Below are 16,210 nucleotides of genomic sequence, written 5' to 3' on the forward strand. Positions count from 1 at the left end.
CCGAGGGCCGCGGAGTGTCAGGCCTCGTCGTAGAGGCGGAACGCCATGGTCCCGTGGGTGACCGCCGCGCCCGCTCCCAGGGCGGCGGCGATCATGCTCGCCTCGGCGACCTGAGCCTTGGTGGCGCCGGCCTTCTTCGCCTGAGTGACGTGGACCTGGATGCAGTACGGGCACTGGGAGGAGATCGCGACACCCACGGCGATGAGCTCACGGTTCAGCAGGTCGATCGCCCCGCCCTCCCGGCCGATGCTTCCATCGAACTTGGCATAGGCGGCGAACTCGGGGCCGGCCAGTTCCTTGTACTCGCTCAGCCGGTCGAGGTCTTCTGGGGAGTGGTAATGGGTCGTCATGGGGATGGTCCTTCCGATCTGTTGAGGGGTAGGTCCCGGTGGGCGTCATGCTCTCATGGGCCGGGGAGCGCGGTCTACCGGCTGGTCTACATCCGGACCGTGCCGTCGAGCACCGTGACGCAGTCCCCGCCCACCCAGATGGTCTCCGGGTCCGTGGCGTCTTGCTCCACGTGGACCCGTCCGGCGCGCGCCAGGGCCGTGCCCTGCGCGGCCACGTACCGCGCTGGCAGCCGCCCCGCACCGATGAGCCACTGGGCCAGCCCCGCGTTGAGGCTGCCGGTCACCGGGTCCTCCGGGATCCCCAGGCCGGGGACGAAGGCACGGACCTCGACGTCGGCCGGGGCCGCCACGGACCGGTGCGGTCCCACGAGGCCGATCTTCAGTTCCGACCCGGCCTGCGAGGCGGCGCGGAGCACGGCCTCGGCATCCGTGAGCAGCAGGCCCATCCAGCCGGGGCCGTTGTCCACCCAGGCCGCGTCCACCAGGTCGGTCTGTTCCAGCCCCACCTCGGTCAGGGCGCGGTCCACGTCGGCGGGGTCTACTGGACCGGAGCGCGCCAGGGGCGGGGCGGCGAAGGCGAGCCGGCCGGCGTCGTGGGCTCGTCCGTCCCCCTGCTCCAGGCGCAGTGTGATCAGGCCCGCCGCACACTCCTGCGCTACCCGCCCCTCCGTCGCCGGGCGGCCGCCGGCGACTAGCCAGGCGTGCGCCGAGCCGAGCGTCGGATGGCCGGCGAAGGGCAGCTCGCCACCCGGGGTGAAGATGCGCAGCCGGTAGTCGGCGGCGGGATCCGTGGGGGTGAGCAGGAAGGTGGTCTCGGAGAGGTTGGTCCACCGGGCGAAGGCCGCCATCTGTTCCTCGGCCACCCCGTCCGCCGCGTGCACCACGGCCACCGGGTTACCGGCCAGCGGCTCCGCGGAGAACACGTTGACCTGGGAGAAGGGGCGCGTGGTGAGGCGTGGCGCGGGGGCCGCGGGCTGGTCCATGCGCCGAGTGTAGCTTCGGCCCGGATGACGCCGTGCCCTGTGGCCTAAGGTGGGACCGTGAACCACCTCTGGGAACTCATCCACACCGAACGCGCGGCACTCGCGGACGACCTGGCGGGCCTAGACGAGGAGCAGTGGCAGTTGCACACCCTGTCCACAGCGTGGACGGTGGAGCAGGCCGTGGCGCACCTGACGGCGGGGGCCTCGACCGGTTTCTGGGCGTGGATCCGCAGCATCGTGGGGGCGGGGTTCAATGCGGATAGGCACAACCAGCGGCGGCTCGAGGAACGGCTGGGCGCCACGCCGGCAGGGACGCTGGAGCAGTTCCGCGCCACCATTGACTCCACCGTCTCGCCGAACGGGACCCTGCAGGCCTGGCTGGGCGAGGTGGTCATCCACGGCGAGGACATCCGCGTGCCACTGGGCCTGCGCCGGACCTACCCGGACGAGGTCCTGGTGACGCTGCTCGACTTCTTCGAGTCCTCGAACTTCACGGTCCCCTCGAAGGCCCGCGCCCGGGGGCTAACCCTGGTGGCCCGGGACGTGCACCACTGGGTGGGTGCCGGCCCGGAGGTGGAGGGCACCGCCCTGGACCTCATCATGGCCATGGCCGGGCGACCGGTTCCCGCCGAGCGGTTCCGCGGGGCGGGAGCGCTCGACTTCGACGCCCGCGGCCACGAACCCTCCCAGCGCCGCTGAGGGGTCAGGCGTCCGAGACCGTGAACCGGGTGTTGCGGTAGGACGGATTCTGCAGTTCGTCGAGGATGCCCACGGCCATGGTGCCGGCGGTGGTGTGGGATCCCCCGTCCGCGGCGGTCAGCAGGGAGTCCTGGCCCAACTGCGGCGTGGTGGCCTCGCCGGGGGTGAACATCATCTGCGGGGAGACCCCCACCCAGTCCACCGAGTCCACGGCGCGCAGGTACTCCAGCTGCTCCAGGGCCGCCTCGGGGATGCTGATCCAGGCCTCGGAGCCAGGAGCCTTCCGGATGTCCTCGATCGCGAGCCGGCCGGTCTCCGGATTGGTCAGGGAACCGGCACCGAGGATGAACAGCAGCCGCGGGGACGCCTGATCCGAGGCTGGCGCCGCCTGTACCAGCTGGCGCGTCAGGTCGTTGTGGGTGTGGGCCTGGTCCGGCGAGGTGCCGAAGGCATCCACCACCGCGTCGAAGCCGGCCAGGTCCGCGGCGGTCAGGTCGAAGGCGTCCTTCTCCACGACGGTGGCCTCGGCCCCCAGCAGTTCCCTCGCCTTGGCGGCGTCGCGGACGATCGCCACGGCCTCCTCGCCGCGGCGCGCGGCCTCGCGGTAGATCTCCTGTCCGGCCATGCCGGTGGCCCCGATGATGCCGATCTTCATGCTGTGCTCCTGTTCGACGACGTGTCCATCCTCAGGGGGAACAGTGCGGGGGTGAGGTTTCTTCCCGTCACACGGAAAACGGTGCGGGATCACCCGAAGGCCAGCGAACCGGCAATGAAGAGCATGACCGCACCGACCACGAGGTCCACGATCTTCCACGTCCGCGGGGTGTCCAGCAGCGGGGCCAGTGCGCGGACGCCGAAGCCCAGGGTGAGGAACCAGATCGCCGAGCCGGCCAGGGCGCCGCCGGCGAAGACCCACTTCTCGGCCCCGTAGGAGTTGGCCAGCGTGCCCAGCATGACCACCGTGTCCAAGATCGCGTGCGGGTTCAGCAAGGACACGGACAGTGCCGTCAGCACCACTGTGAGCGCGGGGGTCAGGGCCCGCTGTGGATGCGAACCACGGTGCAACTTCACGGACAGCTTCGATGGGGCCGAGACCATCGCCATCGTTCCCGTGGACGGGCCCGTTTCCTGCGTGCCTCGGGGTTCCCCGCCGGCCGCGGAGGAGTTCCCGACGCCGGCTCCGGCACCCACCAGCACCGGCTCACGGTCGCACTCGTCGTGCTCGTCGTGCTCGTCGTGCTCGTCGCCACGATCCTCACTGCGGTCCTCACCACGGCCGTCCCCACCGTCTTCTGGACCCTCCGCGACCGGGTGCGCGCCGTCGTCGGGCTCCACGGCCATGGAGCGCCGGGAGCCGAAGGCCGAGCGGAAGGAGGAGTAGGCGAACCAGAGCAGGTAGGCCACGCCACCCCACTTGAGGACCTCCAGCAGCCACGGTGCGTTCTCGGTGATCACGCCGACGCCGGCCGTCCCGGCCGTGATCAGCACAATGTCTCCCACCAGGCAGACGGCGAGGGCCAGCATGAGCCGGTCGCGTCGAATGGCCTGGCGCATGATGAAGAGGCTCTGGGCACCGATGGCCACGATGAGGGCGAGGCAGGTCAGCAGACCGGTTAGGAAGATCGTCACCCGGCCACGGTAGGACGGCGCGGATGATCCGCTCCACCTACTTATCCTTCAGGGTATTAAGCTTTGCTTCATGAACACCGATCACCTACGAGCTCTGGCCGCCGCCGTGGACGAAGGGACCTTCGACGCTGCCGCCGCAGCCCTGCGGATCTCCGGTTCCGCTTTCTCGCAGCGCATCAAAGCCCTGGAGAAGGACGCCGGTCAGGTTCTGCTGACGCGCACGGTTCCGGTGGGCACCACGTCCGCCGGGGACCGGATGCTGCGCCTCGCCCGGCAGGTGGCGGTGCTGGAGGATGAGACGAGGCGATCCCTCGGTCAGGGCACCGGTGGACGCTCGGTACTGTCCGTGGCGGTCAATGCCGACTCGATGGCGACCTGGTTCGTGGAGGTGCTGCGGCAGGCTGCCACATGGGATGACGCAGTGCTGCAACTGCACCTCGAGGACCAGGAGCACACGCACGAGCTGCTGCGCTCCGGCACGGTCATCGCGGCCATCACCGAGGACCCCGCCCCGGTCTCGGGCTGTCTCTCCATGGAGTTGGGCGCCATGGACTACCACGCGGTGGCGGCGTCCGCTCTGCTGGACCGGTACCGCCGCGAGGACGGGTCCGTGGATTTCGGGGCCGTTCCCGTGCAGGAGTTCGGCACCCGGGACAGCCTGCAGCGCAGCCGGCTGGCCGCGTGGCGCGCCGGCCAGTCCGGCCGGCCATCCGATGCTGGAGCAGGTGGCACGGGCGCGGTCGGCGACGGGATGGGCGGCGACGGGATGGGCGACGCCGGGCCCCCGCTCCACCAGGTCCCCACCGTCGGCGGGTTCAACGCCGCCGTGGCCGCGGGACTGGGCTGGGGCATGATCCCGGCAGGCCAGTTGCCCGAGGGTGTCCTGGAGGGCACCCACCCAGACCTGGTGGCCATCCCCGAACTGGGCCAGTCACGCGTGACACTGCACTGGCAGCGCTGGTCCGCCGGAACCGAGGCCCTGGACCGGCTCACCGCCGCCGTGCAGCAGGCGGCACGCAACATGGTGTGAAGAGTCACGGCGATGGTGTGGACTGGGAACTCCGGACGGCCCTCAGGCCAGCCCAGATCTTCCCCTCTCATCCCTCATCCGCGAAGGACACCGCATGTCCCAGACCGTACGGCCCGCACCCGCCCGCGTGCTCCTGTTGGGTTTCGGCGCCATCGGCCGCCACGTAGCCACCCTGCTGGCCCCGGAGCGGGACGCTGGGCTGCTGCAGCTGCGGGCGGCCGAGCGCAACGTGGCCTCGCACGGTCACCGGTCCGTCCCCGGAGTCGAGTTGGTCACCACCGGTCAGGACACCGACTGCCCCACGTGGCCCGAGGCCTTGTCCGAGGCCGACCTGGTGGTGGAGTGCGCCGGCGTCGACGCAGCCGGTGAGTACGGCCCCGAGGTCATTGCCGCGGGGATCGACCTGGTCTTGACGAGCGTCGGCGCCCTCGCCGATCCGGACCTGGCACGGACACTGCTGTCCGGTCCCGGGCGGCTCTGGGTCACCAACGGGGCCATCGGCGGCTTCGACGTCCTCGCCGCGGCGGCCGACGCCGACGGCCTGGACTCGGTCCGCATCCGTACCACCAAGCTCCCCACCTCCCTGCTCCGACCCTGGATGGCACCGGACGAGGTGGAGCGGCTGCACGCCCTGCGCCCCGAGGACGGTCCCCTGACGGTCTTCGCCGGAGGTCCCGCCGAGGCCATCGAACGGTTCCCCGCCAACGTCAACGTCGCCGTCGGGCTCGCGTGGGCCACCCGCGGGCGGCCGGGGGCCGGCGTCGGGGTTGACGTTGGGGTTGACGGTGCTGACGGTGGCGACTTGCCGGAGGATGCGGAACTCTTGCGGCGGTCCCTGGAGCGAGTCCAGGTGGAGTTGGTCGCCGACGCGGCCGCCCAGCGCAGCCGTCACGAGATCCTGGCCACCGGTCCTGCCGGGCGGATCGAGCTGGCCTTCGAATCGGCGCCCAGCCCGGAGAACCCGAAGACATCCGGCATGACGGCCCTCTCGGTGACCCGCACGATCCGCCAGGCCCTCGACCTCCGCGGCTAGGGAATGCGGGAATCCGCCGGGATCGCGTACTCGGTGCCGGTCGCGGTGCGCTCCAGCAGGGACGCATCCACCAGGTGGCGGCGCAGCATCGCCACGTCCGGATGGAACACGTGCAACCGCTGGTTCAGTTGCGCTTCCGTGAGGACCTCGTCCACCCCGAGGGCATGATCGCGGACCCACCGCAGCACCTCGGTCCGCTCGGCCGGCGAGGCGGGCATCGCCTCGATGCGCGGCCCGTGACCGGCCACCAGGAACCTCCCGACGCCGGCCCGCGCCTTCCCGGTCCCGCTGGCGGCGAGCGCGGTGAGGGGCGCCCGCAGGGCGTTGCCGTCCACGGTGACGGAGCCGATGTCATCCTCCGTCAGGATGCCGAGCTTCAGCCAGCCCTCCACGGACTTCTGCTCCTTGGTGGTCAGGTCCCCGCGGGCCACGGGGTCGAGGGTGCCGAGGGCGGCCCGGGCGAAGACCGCGCGGGCGGCCTCCTTGCCGAGGGCGGCGAGGATCGGCTTCCAGTCGGGGGCGGCGTCGGAGGGGTGCGGGGACGGGGCGGCGGGAGTGTTGGCTGGATCACTCATGGGACCAGTATTGCCCAAGCCCGGCACAACAGACAGGGTCCTCCACGCTTGCCCGTGTCCTCGCCGTCCGGCACAGTGCAGGGACAGGACCCGATGCCGCCCGCACCCCGAAGGGACCCCACCCATGGACCTTGAGACGGACCTGGATCCGGACGCCCAGCCGACCACACTCCAGAACGACGGCCCGGCCGGCCGGGCAACCGACCCGGCCACCGATCCGCAGACCGGTCCGGGCGCCGATGCCGCGGTCCGGGAGTTCGAGCAGCAGCTGCGGGGTGAGGTGCACACCTCAGCGCTGCGGCGGGCCCTCTACTCCTCGGACGCCTCCAACTACCGGATCGCGCCACGGGTGGTGGTCTGCCCGCTGGACGAGGCCGATGTCGTGACAGCCGTCCGGATCGCGGCCCGGCACGGGCTGCCCGTGACCGTGCGGGGCGGGGGCACCTCCATCGCGGGCAATGCCGTCGGCCCCGGGCTGGTCCTGGATGTGGGGAAGCATCTGCATCGGATCGTGGGGATCGACGCTCAGGCCCGCTCCGCCGTCGTGCAACCGGGGGTGGTGCTGACTGACCTGCAGGCCGCCGCGGCGCCACACGGACTGCGGTTCGGGCCGGATCCGTCCTCGGCGAGCCGCTGCACCATCGGCGGGATGATCGGCAACAACGCGTGCGGCCCCCACGGACTCGCCTACGGGCGGACCGCGGACAATGTCCGCCGCCTGCGCTGGCTGCTGCCGAACGGGCGGATCCTGGACGTGGTGCCGGGGCGCGATGCGGTGGAGCAGGTGCCCGGGCTGGAATCCTTCATCCAGCAGCATCTCGAGCTGCTGCGCACCGAGCTGGGCCGGTTCAACCGCCAGATCTCCGGCTACAGCCTCGAACACCTGTTGCCGGAGAACGGCCGCAACCTGGCCGCGGCGCTCGCCGGGACGGAGGGCACGTGCGGGGTGCTGCTCGAGGCGGAGGTGGGACTGGTGCCCCGGGCCCCGGCGCCCGCGCTGGCGGTGATCGGCTACCCGGACATGCCCGCGGCGGCCGACGACGTCCCCTCCCTGCTGCCCCATCGGCCGCTGGCGCTGGAGGGCCTGTCCGGCGAGATGGTCGAGGTGGTGCGGCGGTCCCCCGGCGGTGACGACGTGCCGGAGCTGCCGGCTGGCGGTGGCTGGCTGATGGTCGAGGTCGGCGGGGCGGACACGGCCGCGGCGGTGGCCGCCGCGGAGGCGATGGTCCGTGCCGCCCACGGCCTGGAGGCGGTGGTGCTGCCCTCCGGCCCGGAGGCCGCCCGGCTGTGGCAGATCCGCGCTGACGGCTCCGGGCTGGCGGTGCGGACGGCCGCGGGCGCCCACGCTTGGCCCGGCTGGGAGGACGCCGCCGTGCCCCCGGAGCACCTCGGCTCCTACCTGCGGGATCTGAAAGAACTCATGGACGGCCGCGGCCTCTCCGGCCTGGCCTACGGGCATTTCGGCGACGGCTGCATCCACATGCGCATCGACTTCCCCTTCGCCTCCGGCTCCTCCGAGTTCCGGGAGTTCATGGAGTCCGCCGCCACCCTGGTGGCCCGCTACGGCGGGTCCCTGGCCGGGGAGCACGGGGACGGCCGGGCGCGCAGCGAATTGCTGCCGGCCATGTACTCGCCGCAGGCCCTGGACGCCTTTGCCCAGTTCAAGGCGCTGTTCGACCCGGCGGGGCTGATGAACCCGGGGGTGCTGGTGGACCCGGACCCGATCGACGCGGCCCTGCGCCGCCCCGCCTCCTCCGAGGAGCGGGCCGCGGACGGCTTCGCCTTCGCCGACGACGACGGCTCGGTCGCCGACGCCGTGCACCGCTGCGTGGGCATCGGCAAGTGCCGGGCGGACCTGCGCGAGCAGGGCACTTTCATGTGCCCGTCCTACCTGGCGACCGGGGATGACAAGGACTCGACGCGCGGGCGCGCCCGGGTGCTCCAGGAGATGCTCAACGGCGGGGTCGTCACGCTCGGGTGGGAGTCCCCCGAGGTCCATGAGGCCCTGGACCTGTGCCTGTCCTGCAAGGCCTGCGCCAGCGACTGCCCCACCGGCGTGGACATGGCCACCTACAAGTCCGAGACCCTGCACCGGACCTACCGCGGAAAAGTGCGTCCGCTGGCCCACTACACCCTGGGGCGCCTGCCGTTCTGGCTGCGGCTCGCGGCACCCATGGCCCCCCTGGTCAACGCCGCCGGCCGGGTGCCGGTGCTGCGCCGGACCATGATGAGGCTGATGGGTGCGGACGCCCGCCGGTCCCTGCCGCTGTTGCCGCGTGCACCGTTCCGGTGGTCGGAGGCGGCCCGGCCGGCTCCGGGACACGACGACGGCCGGCGTCAGGTGGTGCTGTGGGTGGACTCCTTCTCGGACGCCCTCTCCCCGGAGATCCCCGCGGATGCCCTCAAGGTGCTGGACGCCGCCGGGTGCGAGGTGCGGGTGGTCGGGCAGTCCACCGGCGAGCAGGCCTGTTGCGGGTTGACGCTGATCTCGACCGGGCAGCTCACGGCGGCCAAGGAGACGTTGCGCCGGACCGTGGAGATCCTGCTGCCGCACGTGCGGGCCGGGCGGGCCGTCGTCGGGCTGGAGCCCAGCTGCATCGCCGCGCTGCGCTCGGACCTCGTGGAACTGCTGCCCGAGCACCCCGGCGCCCGAGAGGTGGCGACGGCCGTACGGACGGTGGCCGAGCTGCTGACCGACCTTGACTGGACGCCGCCCCGGGCCCAGGGTGCGGACGGCAGGCTCCTGGTCCAGCCGCACTGCCACCACCACGCGGTCATGGGCTATTCAGCCGACGAGGCGATCCTGGAGGCCCTGGGCTGTGACGTGGAGACCTCCAACGGCTGCTGTGGCCTGGCCGGGAACTTCGGCATGGAGCAGGGACACTACGAGATCTCGGAGACGATCGCCCGTCAGGGCATCCTGGCCAAGGCGGAGGCTAACCCGGACCGGGCCGTGCTGGCCGACGGCTTCTCCTGCCGCACGCAGGTGAAGGATCTGGCGGGTCTCGACAGCCGTCATCTGGTCCAGGTCATCGCGGCCGCGCTGCGGGGCTACTGACCCAAGCTGTCTACGGTCTCGGTCAGGAGCCGGCGAGCATGTCCAGGACCATCGGCTTGACCTTCGAGCCATAGAGCTCGATCGACTCCAGCATGTACTCGTGGGGCAGGTGACCGTTGCCGTACTTCATGCCGAAGCGGCCGGCGTCGAGCGTCCGGATGCTCAGGGCCACCTTGCGGGCCACCGTCTCCGGGGAGCCGAGGTGCAAGGCGCCATGAGTGATCTCCTGGCGGAACTGAGTGGGAGTCGGCGCAGGCCACCCACGCTCGGCGGCCATCTTGGTCATAGCGGCCTCCCAGTACGGGAAGTACCGCTCGGCGGCTTCCTCATCCGTGGCGGCGACGAAGCCGTGGGAGTGCAGGGCCACCCGGCGCGGTTCGAAGCCGCGGGCCTCGATCTCGCGGCGGTAGAGCTGCGCGAAGGGCCTGAACCGATCGGGGGTGCCGCCGATGATCGCCAACTCGAGCCCCAGCGCGTAGGTGGCCGCGCGCACCACCGAGGTCGGGGTGCCGCCCACCGCCACCCAGGCGGGCAGACCGAACTCGTGGGCCGTCGTCGGGAACACGGACTGGCGCTGCAGCGCGGCCCGGGTGTTGCCCTGCCACGTCACCGGCTTCTCGGTACGCAGGCGGGCGAAGAGATCCAGCTTCTCCTCGTAGAGCATCTCGTAGTCGGAGAGCTCATAGCCGAACAGCGGGAAGGACTCGATGAAGGAGCCGCGGCCCAGGGAGACCTCGGCGCGGCCGTTCGAGACGGCATCCAGAGTCGCGAAGCGCTGGTAGACCCGGACCGGGTCATCCGAGGACAGCACGGTGACGGCGGAGATCAGCTTGATGTGCTCGGTCTGTCCGGCGATCGCGGACAGGACCATCTCCGGCGAGGACACCGAGTAGTCGGGGCGGTGGTGTTCGCCGATGCCGATGACGTCCACACCGGCCTGATCCGCCAGCACGGCCTCGGCCACGACGTTGCGGAGTACCTGGGGGTGCTCAAGCCGCTGACCGTCAAGGTCTTGGGTGACGTCGCCGAAGGTGTGCAGGCCGAACTCGACCGTACCGGCGGGCACGGAGTCGGCGCGCTCGGTGGACGGGTTGGGCCGCGGGGCGGAGACTGCTCCAGAGTGTGCGGCGGGGTGTGCGGCGGGGTGTGCGGCGGGGTGTGCGGCAGGAGTGGGCTCGGGCTGGGGGCTGGGGTTCTCGGTCACATCAGGGTGAACACTGGACCCGACCAGTTACATTCCTTGAGATTTCAATGAACCTGCTCTGCCTCGGCAGCCCTGCATCGAGTCGGGAGTTGTGGTGGCGGTCCGGGACTGGATCGGCACCACAACTCCCGACTCAATTGGCCGGACACCGGATACGGGACACCGGCCACCGAACCATGGCAGGGGGCCAGGCAGGAGCTACGGCAGCGGGAAGGAGCCGTTGCCGAAGAGGATTCGCCGCGCCAGCGCCTGGCCCGGCGGGGTCCTCAACACGGCGAAGGCGCTCGAGGCGAGGGCCGGCGTGCGCAGCCCGTCCAGGCCCTTGCGCAGGAGCAGTCTCTTGCGGAATCGGGCCCGCAAGGCGTGACCGTCATAGGCCTTCAGCGCCGCCGGCCGGCTGGCTCGGAGGGCACCATCCAGGATCTCAGCGGCATGCCCGGACAGCCGCAGGCACGGATCGAGCCCTCCGGCGGTGAGCGGGGACACCGCACCGGCGGCGTCGCCCACGAGCAGTCCGGCCGGGGACGCGATCCGGGGCAGCACCCCGCCCACGGGGATCGGCCCGGCGCGCTTCTCCACCTGCTCCGGCCTTCCGACGCCTTCCAGCCCCGGCGCCCGCTCGCGGAATGAGCGCAGGGCGCTGTACAGGCCTCGTGGGAAACGGTGGGCATGGCCGGCGGTGCCCACGTGGACGTGTTCGCCGTCCCGCAGCACCCACGCGAGGTAGCCGGGCGCTAGCCTCGGATCGATCACGCAGTGAAAGGCGGGGTCCGAGCCGTCGGGGCGGTCGGCGAAGACCTCCTCGGCCCCGACCAGCAGGTGGCGGTTGCGGCTCAGCCCGAGTTCCCGCGCCACCCTGGACCGAGCGCCATCGGCACCGACCACAAAGCGGGCTCGGACCAGGAGTGGGCCCGCGGCGTCCTCGAGAAGGTATGTGCCCTTCCGCTCCAGGAGGCAACCGCCCTCCCCCTGGCCGGTGAAGCGCATGGACAGCCGCAGGTCGACGCCGGCGCGCACGGCATCGCGGGCGGCCGCCACATAGAGCGGCCCCATGTCCCCGACCCGGTACTCGTCCCGATCGCTGGTCAGTTCCACCGGGCCCGTCAGCCCGGGCGGATAGAGCACCATGCGGCGGATGGCCGGCCCCAGATGCTCCTCGGGCAGCGCGAAGTCCTCGAGGGTCCGGCGCACGAAGATGCCGGTGGTCCGGACGGTGCCCGTCAGTGTGGGGCGGCGCTCCGCCAGCAGCACCTGATGACCGGCGCGTGCCAACTGGGTGGCGCAATACAGTCCGGCCAGGCCCGCCCCGACCACCAGGACGTCTACGTCAGCGCTCCGTTCAGTCACCGCCATAGCCGTCCTCCCGCCGACCCTCGCGGCCCTCGCGGCCCTCACGGTCCCCGTCCTCCCCGCGGCCCTCGTGGTCGCCCTCCGGAGCATCCTGCCCAGCAGCCTCCCAGCGCAGGAGGTCACCGGGCTGGCACTCCAGCACGCGGCACAAGGCTGCCAGCGTGGTGAACCGGACGGCCTTGGCCCGGCCGTTCTTCAACACGGCCAGGTTCGCCGGGGTGATCCCGACGGCCTCCGCCAACTCGCCGGCCGCCATCTTCCGGCGGGCCATCATCACGTCCACGTCCACGATGATCGGCATCAGATCACGTCCGAGAGCTCGTCTTCGAGCCGCCTGGCCTGAGTGTCACGCTCCACCGCCTGGGCCAGCAGCCGCCGGGCGACGTTCACTGTCAGGGCCGCCGCGAACGCCAGCAGTGCCGCACCGCCGATCAGCAGGACGAGTCCGGGGGCGGCCGTTCCCCCGCTCAGGACCACGCCGATGACCACCAGGAGGACACCGCCGGCTGCCACGGCTCCCGTGATGACGTCGACATAACGGAACGCGGAGCGGGAGAAGATCCGACCGCGCAGCACCAGTGTCAACAGGCGCCAGATGCAGACCCCCACCACCTGGAGGCATGCCACACTCAGGGCCAGCGCGGCAATCAGAGGGATGGCATAGGCCATGGAGACGCCATGGAGGTCGATCCACAGCAGCGGCAGGATCACCGCCAGGACAACCAGGGAGCCAGCGGCGGCCAGGAGCAGCATGGTCCGCAGGATGACCACGAGTGATCGGGGGACGGCAGCGGGCAAGACGAACCTCCATCGATTGCGTTTCGATGCCAATCTATCGTTAAACGATAGCTAAGGCTATCGGTGGGCCGACGGTGAACCGATGACCTGGACCCAAGTGAGCATTGCCAAGGCACCGTCCACCTCGGAGGCGGGCAGGCCCGCCATTGCGGCCCCGAACGGGCCGAGATCCAGGTCGCCCTCGCACTGGTCGGCGTGACTTCGGTGTCCGAATTCGGCCCCGAACACGTCCGCCTGCTTCAGGGGCCGGCGGAGCCGTCAATGCCGCATCGGGCGCCTCCCCTGGAGCCACTCCTCTACCCTGAAAACGTGAATCACGCCGCGCCTGGACCTGACCCTGTCGGAGGGTCGGTCGCCGGGGACCGCTCCCCCGTCGAGTCGGTGGACCGCGCCCTGGTGCTCCTCGGCCTGCTACGCAGTCAGGGCTCCGTCTCCGTCACCACGGCCGCCGCCTATCTGGACGTGGCGCCCTCCACCGCACACCGGTTGCTCAACGCCCTGGCCTTCCGCGACTACGCCATCCAGGACCACCTGCGCAGGTACCGGATCGGGCCGGCGTTCTCGGATTCCCGGTCCCGGCCACCGGCAGTGGGCGGACTGCTCGCCGCAGCACAGCCGGCCCTGGAGCACGTGGTGGACAAGCTGGGGGAGACCACCCAGGTGATGGTGCTGCGCGGTGGGGACATCCAGTTCCTGGACGGGATCGAGTCCCCCCGCGGACTCCGGGTGGCCATGCGCCGCGGAGACACCATGCCCGCCTTCACCTCCGCTGGCGGCAAGGCCCTGCTCTCCCGGCTGCCCAACCAGGAGCTGGAGGAGGTCTACCGGGCCGGCGTGCCGGACTGGCCCACCGCGAAGATCCACTCCCTGTCCACGCTCAAGCGCCGGATGACGCGCATCCGCCATGATGGCTACGCCACCAACATCGAGGAGACGGAGCAGGGCGTGGTGGGCGTGGGCATCGCCGTAGTCAACTACCTCGGCCGGCCGCTGGCCGGACTCACGACGGCGACCCCCTCCCTACGGTTCAGCCACGCCGAGGTGCCCCGCCACGTTGAGGTGCTCCGGTCCGCCGCTAGGATCCTGGAGTCCCGGCTGGCCCGGAGCGAGAACTAGCCCCGATCGGCGACTGACTCCCTGACCGTCCCAGTTACCGCCCCAGCGCCTCCTTGACGCGGGCCACGGTGTCGTCCACCTGTTCGGGCCGGGCCACCACGCCCACGTCCATGACCTCGCCGCGCACGGCACCCTGGATGATGCGCTTGAGCGGGATCTCCAGGCGCTTGCCGGTGGGGTTGCGGGGGATGGAGGGCACGAACACCACGTGGTCCGGCACGTGGCGCGGGGACAACTCGGAGCGCAGGGTGGTCCGGATGGTTTTCTCCAGCGCCTCCCGGCGGGCCGCATCCTGGGCGGCCTCCCCGGCGGCGAAGTCCTCCCCCGCGTCCACGAGCAGCACGAGCTTGCCCATGCCGCTGGAGTCCTCGAAGTGCAGCACCATGGTGTCCTGGACCGACGGCAGCGCATCCAGCACCGCGTAGAACTCGGCCGTACCCAGCCGCACGCCGCCGCGGTTCAGGGTGGCATCCGAGCGTCCGGTGATGACCCAGCTGCCCCGCTCGGTCTCCACCAGCCAGTCGCCATGGCGCCAGGCGCCGGGGTAGGCGCCGAAGTAGCTTTCCTCGTACCGTTCGTTGTTCTCATCGCCCCAGAAGAATGCGGGCATGGAGGGCATGGGCTCCGTGCAGACCAGCTCACCGGCCTCGCCGTGCAGCGTCTGCCCCTCCGGGTCCCAGGCCGCCACAGCCACACCGAGCGGCCGGCAGGACATCTCGCCGGCCCACACCGGGGACAGCGGGCTGGCGCCCACGAATGCGGCGCAGATGTCCGTGCCGCCGGAGGTGGGGGCCAGCAGCAGGTCGGGATTGACCTCCTCCAGCACCCAGCCGGCCACGTCCGCGGCCAGCGGGGACCCGGAGCACTGGATTTCCCGCAACCGGGACAGGTCCCACGTCTTCCCCGGGGTCAGCCCGGCGTGCGCGCAGGCGCCCAGGTAGGCGGCGCCAGTACCCATGTAGGTCGCCCCCGTCTCGGCCATGGCGGCCCACTGGGACCATTCGCCGTCCGCGCTCGGGTAGTTCGGGTCGCCGTCCATCAGCACCACGGAGGCCCCCAGCAGCAGGGAGGACATGCCCATGGTCCATACCATCCAGCCAGTGGTGGTGAACCAGAAGGCGTTGTCCGCGTCGCTCATCCCGAAGTGCAGCCCGTGGGCCTTGAGGTGCTCGAGCAAGATCCCGCCGTGGCAGTGCACGATCGCCTTGGGGCGGCCGGTGGTCCCGGAGGAGAACAGCACCGTCAGCGGGTGATCGAAGGGCACCGGTTCCACGTGGATTTCCGGAAGTTGCCCGACGCCGGCCGGTTCCGTTCCCTGCGCGGCGGCCGGGCCGGCGTCGTGCGCCGTGGTGTCAGCCGCGGAACCGGTGCGGCCGGTGAACTCGGCCCAGGTCTCAGCGCCTTCGGGCGCGGTGGCCTCGGGGTCTAGATAGGGCAGCAGCACGGTCTCCGCCTCGGGCAGGAACCGGCGGATCCGGGCAAGGTCATCCGCGCGGGAGAGGTCCCGTTTGCCGTAGGTGTAGCCGTCGATGGCGAGCAGGATGGCCGGGTCCAACTGGGTCAGCCGGTCCAGCACGGACTGCGGTCCCATCTCCGGCGGCACGGCGCACCAGATGGCCCCCAGCGCGGTGGTGGCCAGGTAGGCGGCCAGGGTCTCGGGGATGTTCGGCAGGTACGCGCCCACCCGGTCGCCGCGCCGCACTCCGCGGGCCACGAGGCCAGCCTGGATGCGGGCCACCTCCTCCAGCAGCCGCGCCCCGGTCCATTCCACCAAGCCGTTGGTCTGGCTGCGGGAGGTGACCATGATGTCCCCGCTGCGGGCGCGAAGGCTCCGGAACACGTGCTCGGCGTAGTTCAGGGTGGCCCCGGGGAACCACTGCGCCCCGGGCATGGTGCGGTCGGTGAGCACCGCTGTGTGCGGGCTGTGCGAGATCACCTCGAACTCGTCCCAGACCTCCTGCCAGAACTCCTCGAGGTGCTCCACGGACCAGGCCCAGGCGTCCTCATAGTCGACAAAGCTCACCCCGCGCGTGGACTCAATTCCCTCAAGGAACCGTCCCATCCGGTGGTTCCGCCAATCGGCGCGGTCCGGGGCGGGGGTCAGGAGGGTCCCGGGTTCAGTGGTGGTCATGGTCGTCCTTGTCTTCCGTCGCAGTCTGGGTCTGGGTCGGGTGTTCTGGTCTAGCGGGGGCCAGCGGGCGGTCAGCGGCCGTGTGCTCAGGCGTTAGCGCGGGTCAATGCACACCGTGACGCTACTCACCCCCGCCCCGGTGAGCCACATCACGGGCAGGCATTCCGCCCTGGGGAATGACTGGGACCCCCGGTAACCCGATGGGGTCGAGCGAGCAGGTTCCAGCCCCTGGCTCCATCTCAGGGGGCGTGTTC

15 protein-coding genes are annotated in these 16,210 nt (G+C 71.2%); 5 read left to right on the plus strand and 10 right to left on the minus strand.

All coding sequences use genetic code 11. The features are described from left to right. Positions 1-17: 17 nt before the first annotated feature. Complete coding sequence (locus AB0333_RS13855; RefSeq protein ID WP_115932378.1) at positions 18-350, minus strand: carboxymuconolactone decarboxylase family protein; 333 nt, start codon at positions 348-350, stop codon at positions 18-20. An 86-nt stretch (positions 351-436) separates the two neighbouring features. Next, on the minus strand, positions 437-1,333 hold the full coding sequence (locus tag AB0333_RS13860; protein ID WP_115932379.1) for a PhzF family phenazine biosynthesis protein: 897 nt from the start codon (positions 1,331-1,333) through the stop codon (positions 437-439). A 57-nt stretch (positions 1,334-1,390) separates the two neighbouring features. Between AB0333_RS13860 and AB0333_RS13865 the strand changes: the two genes are divergently transcribed. Then, positions 1,391-2,032, plus strand: a complete 642-nt coding sequence (locus tag AB0333_RS13865) for a maleylpyruvate isomerase family mycothiol-dependent enzyme (protein WP_115932380.1) — start codon at positions 1,391-1,393, stop codon at positions 2,030-2,032. A gap of 4 nt (positions 2,033-2,036) precedes the next feature. Here the strand turns inward: AB0333_RS13865 and AB0333_RS13870 are convergent, their stop codons facing one another. Then, a complete protein-coding gene (locus AB0333_RS13870) occupies positions 2,037-2,687 on the minus strand; it encodes an NAD(P)H-binding protein (protein WP_366219264.1) in 651 nt (216 codons plus the stop codon). An 89-nt stretch (positions 2,688-2,776) separates the two neighbouring features. Beyond that, positions 2,777-3,661, minus strand: coding sequence for a LysE/ArgO family amino acid transporter (locus AB0333_RS13875; RefSeq protein ID WP_366219266.1), 885 nt, complete (start codon positions 3,659-3,661; stop codon positions 2,777-2,779). Positions 3,662-3,731: 70 nt separating this feature from the next. On the opposite strand from AB0333_RS13875, the gene AB0333_RS13880 reads away from it, so the two are divergent. Together AB0333_RS13880 and AB0333_RS13885 are read left to right on the plus strand one after the other, a co-directional pair. Next, on the plus strand, positions 3,732-4,691 hold the full coding sequence (locus AB0333_RS13880) for an ArgP/LysG family DNA-binding transcriptional regulator (protein ID WP_366219267.1): 960 nt from the start codon (positions 3,732-3,734) through the stop codon (positions 4,689-4,691). A gap of 94 nt (positions 4,692-4,785) precedes the next feature. Beyond that, on the plus strand, positions 4,786-5,724 hold the full coding sequence (locus AB0333_RS13885; protein ID WP_366219268.1) for an aspartate dehydrogenase domain-containing protein: 939 nt from the start codon (positions 4,786-4,788) through the stop codon (positions 5,722-5,724). Here AB0333_RS13885 and AB0333_RS13890 read toward each other — a convergent pair. Further along, entirely contained in the window at positions 5,721-6,299 is a 579-nt protein-coding gene (locus tag AB0333_RS13890; RefSeq protein WP_366219269.1) for a DUF2087 domain-containing protein, read from the minus strand. The two genes, AB0333_RS13885 and AB0333_RS13890, sit on opposite strands and share 4 nt — an antisense overlap. A gap of 124 nt (positions 6,300-6,423) precedes the next feature. On the opposite strand from AB0333_RS13890, the gene AB0333_RS13895 reads away from it, so the two are divergent. After that, on the plus strand, positions 6,424-9,357 hold the full coding sequence (locus tag AB0333_RS13895) for an FAD-binding and (Fe-S)-binding domain-containing protein (RefSeq protein WP_366219271.1): 2,934 nt from the start codon (positions 6,424-6,426) through the stop codon (positions 9,355-9,357). A gap of 22 nt (positions 9,358-9,379) precedes the next feature. Here AB0333_RS13895 and AB0333_RS13900 read toward each other — a convergent pair whose 3' ends face one another. The 4 genes from AB0333_RS13900 to AB0333_RS13915 form a co-directional block, all read right to left on the minus strand. Continuing rightward, complete coding sequence (locus AB0333_RS13900) at positions 9,380-10,423, minus strand: LLM class flavin-dependent oxidoreductase (protein WP_366219320.1); 1,044 nt, start codon at positions 10,421-10,423, stop codon at positions 9,380-9,382. Positions 10,424-10,759: 336 nt separating this feature from the next. Continuing rightward, a complete protein-coding gene (locus AB0333_RS13905) occupies positions 10,760-11,908 on the minus strand; it encodes an NAD(P)/FAD-dependent oxidoreductase (protein WP_366219272.1) in 1,149 nt (382 codons plus the stop codon). Beyond that, positions 11,901-12,212 (minus strand): helix-turn-helix transcriptional regulator, encoded by a 312-nt coding sequence (locus AB0333_RS13910; protein ID WP_366219273.1) that lies wholly within the window; start codon positions 12,210-12,212, stop codon positions 11,901-11,903. The genes AB0333_RS13905 and AB0333_RS13910 overlap by 8 nt, the downstream gene beginning before the upstream one ends. Then, positions 12,212-12,709 carry a DUF2975 domain-containing protein gene (locus AB0333_RS13915; RefSeq protein ID WP_366219274.1) on the minus strand — a complete coding sequence of 166 codons (498 nt, stop codon included), beginning with the start codon at positions 12,707-12,709 and terminating at the stop codon, positions 12,212-12,214. Before AB0333_RS13915 ends, AB0333_RS13910 begins: the two co-directional genes overlap by 1 nt. A gap of 309 nt (positions 12,710-13,018) precedes the next feature. On the opposite strand from AB0333_RS13915, the gene AB0333_RS13920 reads away from it, so the two are divergent. After that, positions 13,019-13,825, plus strand: a complete 807-nt coding sequence (locus AB0333_RS13920; RefSeq protein ID WP_366219276.1) for an IclR family transcriptional regulator — start codon at positions 13,019-13,021, stop codon at positions 13,823-13,825. A gap of 34 nt (positions 13,826-13,859) precedes the next feature. Here the strand turns inward: AB0333_RS13920 and AB0333_RS13925 are convergent, their stop codons facing one another. Then, entirely contained in the window at positions 13,860-15,956 is a 2,097-nt protein-coding gene (locus AB0333_RS13925) for an acetoacetate--CoA ligase (RefSeq protein ID WP_366219277.1), read from the minus strand. Between the last annotated feature and the right edge of the window lie 254 nt (positions 15,957-16,210).

Source organism: Citricoccus sp. NPDC079358, from assembly GCF_040702545.1.
GTDB lineage: Bacteria > Actinomycetota > Actinomycetes > Actinomycetales > Micrococcaceae > Citricoccus.

Excerpts from the sequence above, each read along its gene's own strand:
- AB0333_RS13855 (WP_115932378.1), bottom strand. The coding sequence starts at position 350 with ATGACGACCCATTACCACTCCCCAGAAGACCTCGACCGGCTGAGCGAG.
- AB0333_RS13860 (WP_115932379.1), bottom strand. The coding sequence starts at position 1,333 with ATGGACCAGCCCGCGGCCCCCGCGCCACGCCTCACCACGCGCCCCTTC.
- AB0333_RS13870 (WP_366219264.1), bottom strand. The coding sequence starts at position 2,687 with ATGAAGATCGGCATCATCGGGGCCACCGGCATGGCCGGACAGGAGATC.
- AB0333_RS13880 (WP_366219267.1), top strand. The coding sequence starts at position 3,732 with ATGAACACCGATCACCTACGAGCTCTGGCCGCCGCCGTGGACGAAGGG.
- AB0333_RS13885 (WP_366219268.1), top strand. The coding sequence starts at position 4,786 with ATGTCCCAGACCGTACGGCCCGCACCCGCCCGCGTGCTCCTGTTGGGT.
- AB0333_RS13890 (WP_366219269.1), bottom strand. The coding sequence starts at position 6,299 with ATGAGTGATCCAGCCAACACTCCCGCCGCCCCGTCCCCGCACCCCTCC.
- AB0333_RS13895 (WP_366219271.1), top strand. The coding sequence starts at position 6,424 with ATGGACCTTGAGACGGACCTGGATCCGGACGCCCAGCCGACCACACTC.
- AB0333_RS13910 (WP_366219273.1), bottom strand. The coding sequence starts at position 12,212 with ATGCCGATCATCGTGGACGTGGACGTGATGATGGCCCGCCGGAAGATG.
- AB0333_RS13925 (WP_366219277.1), bottom strand. The coding sequence starts at position 15,956 with ATGACCACCACTGAACCCGGGACCCTCCTGACCCCCGCCCCGGACCGC.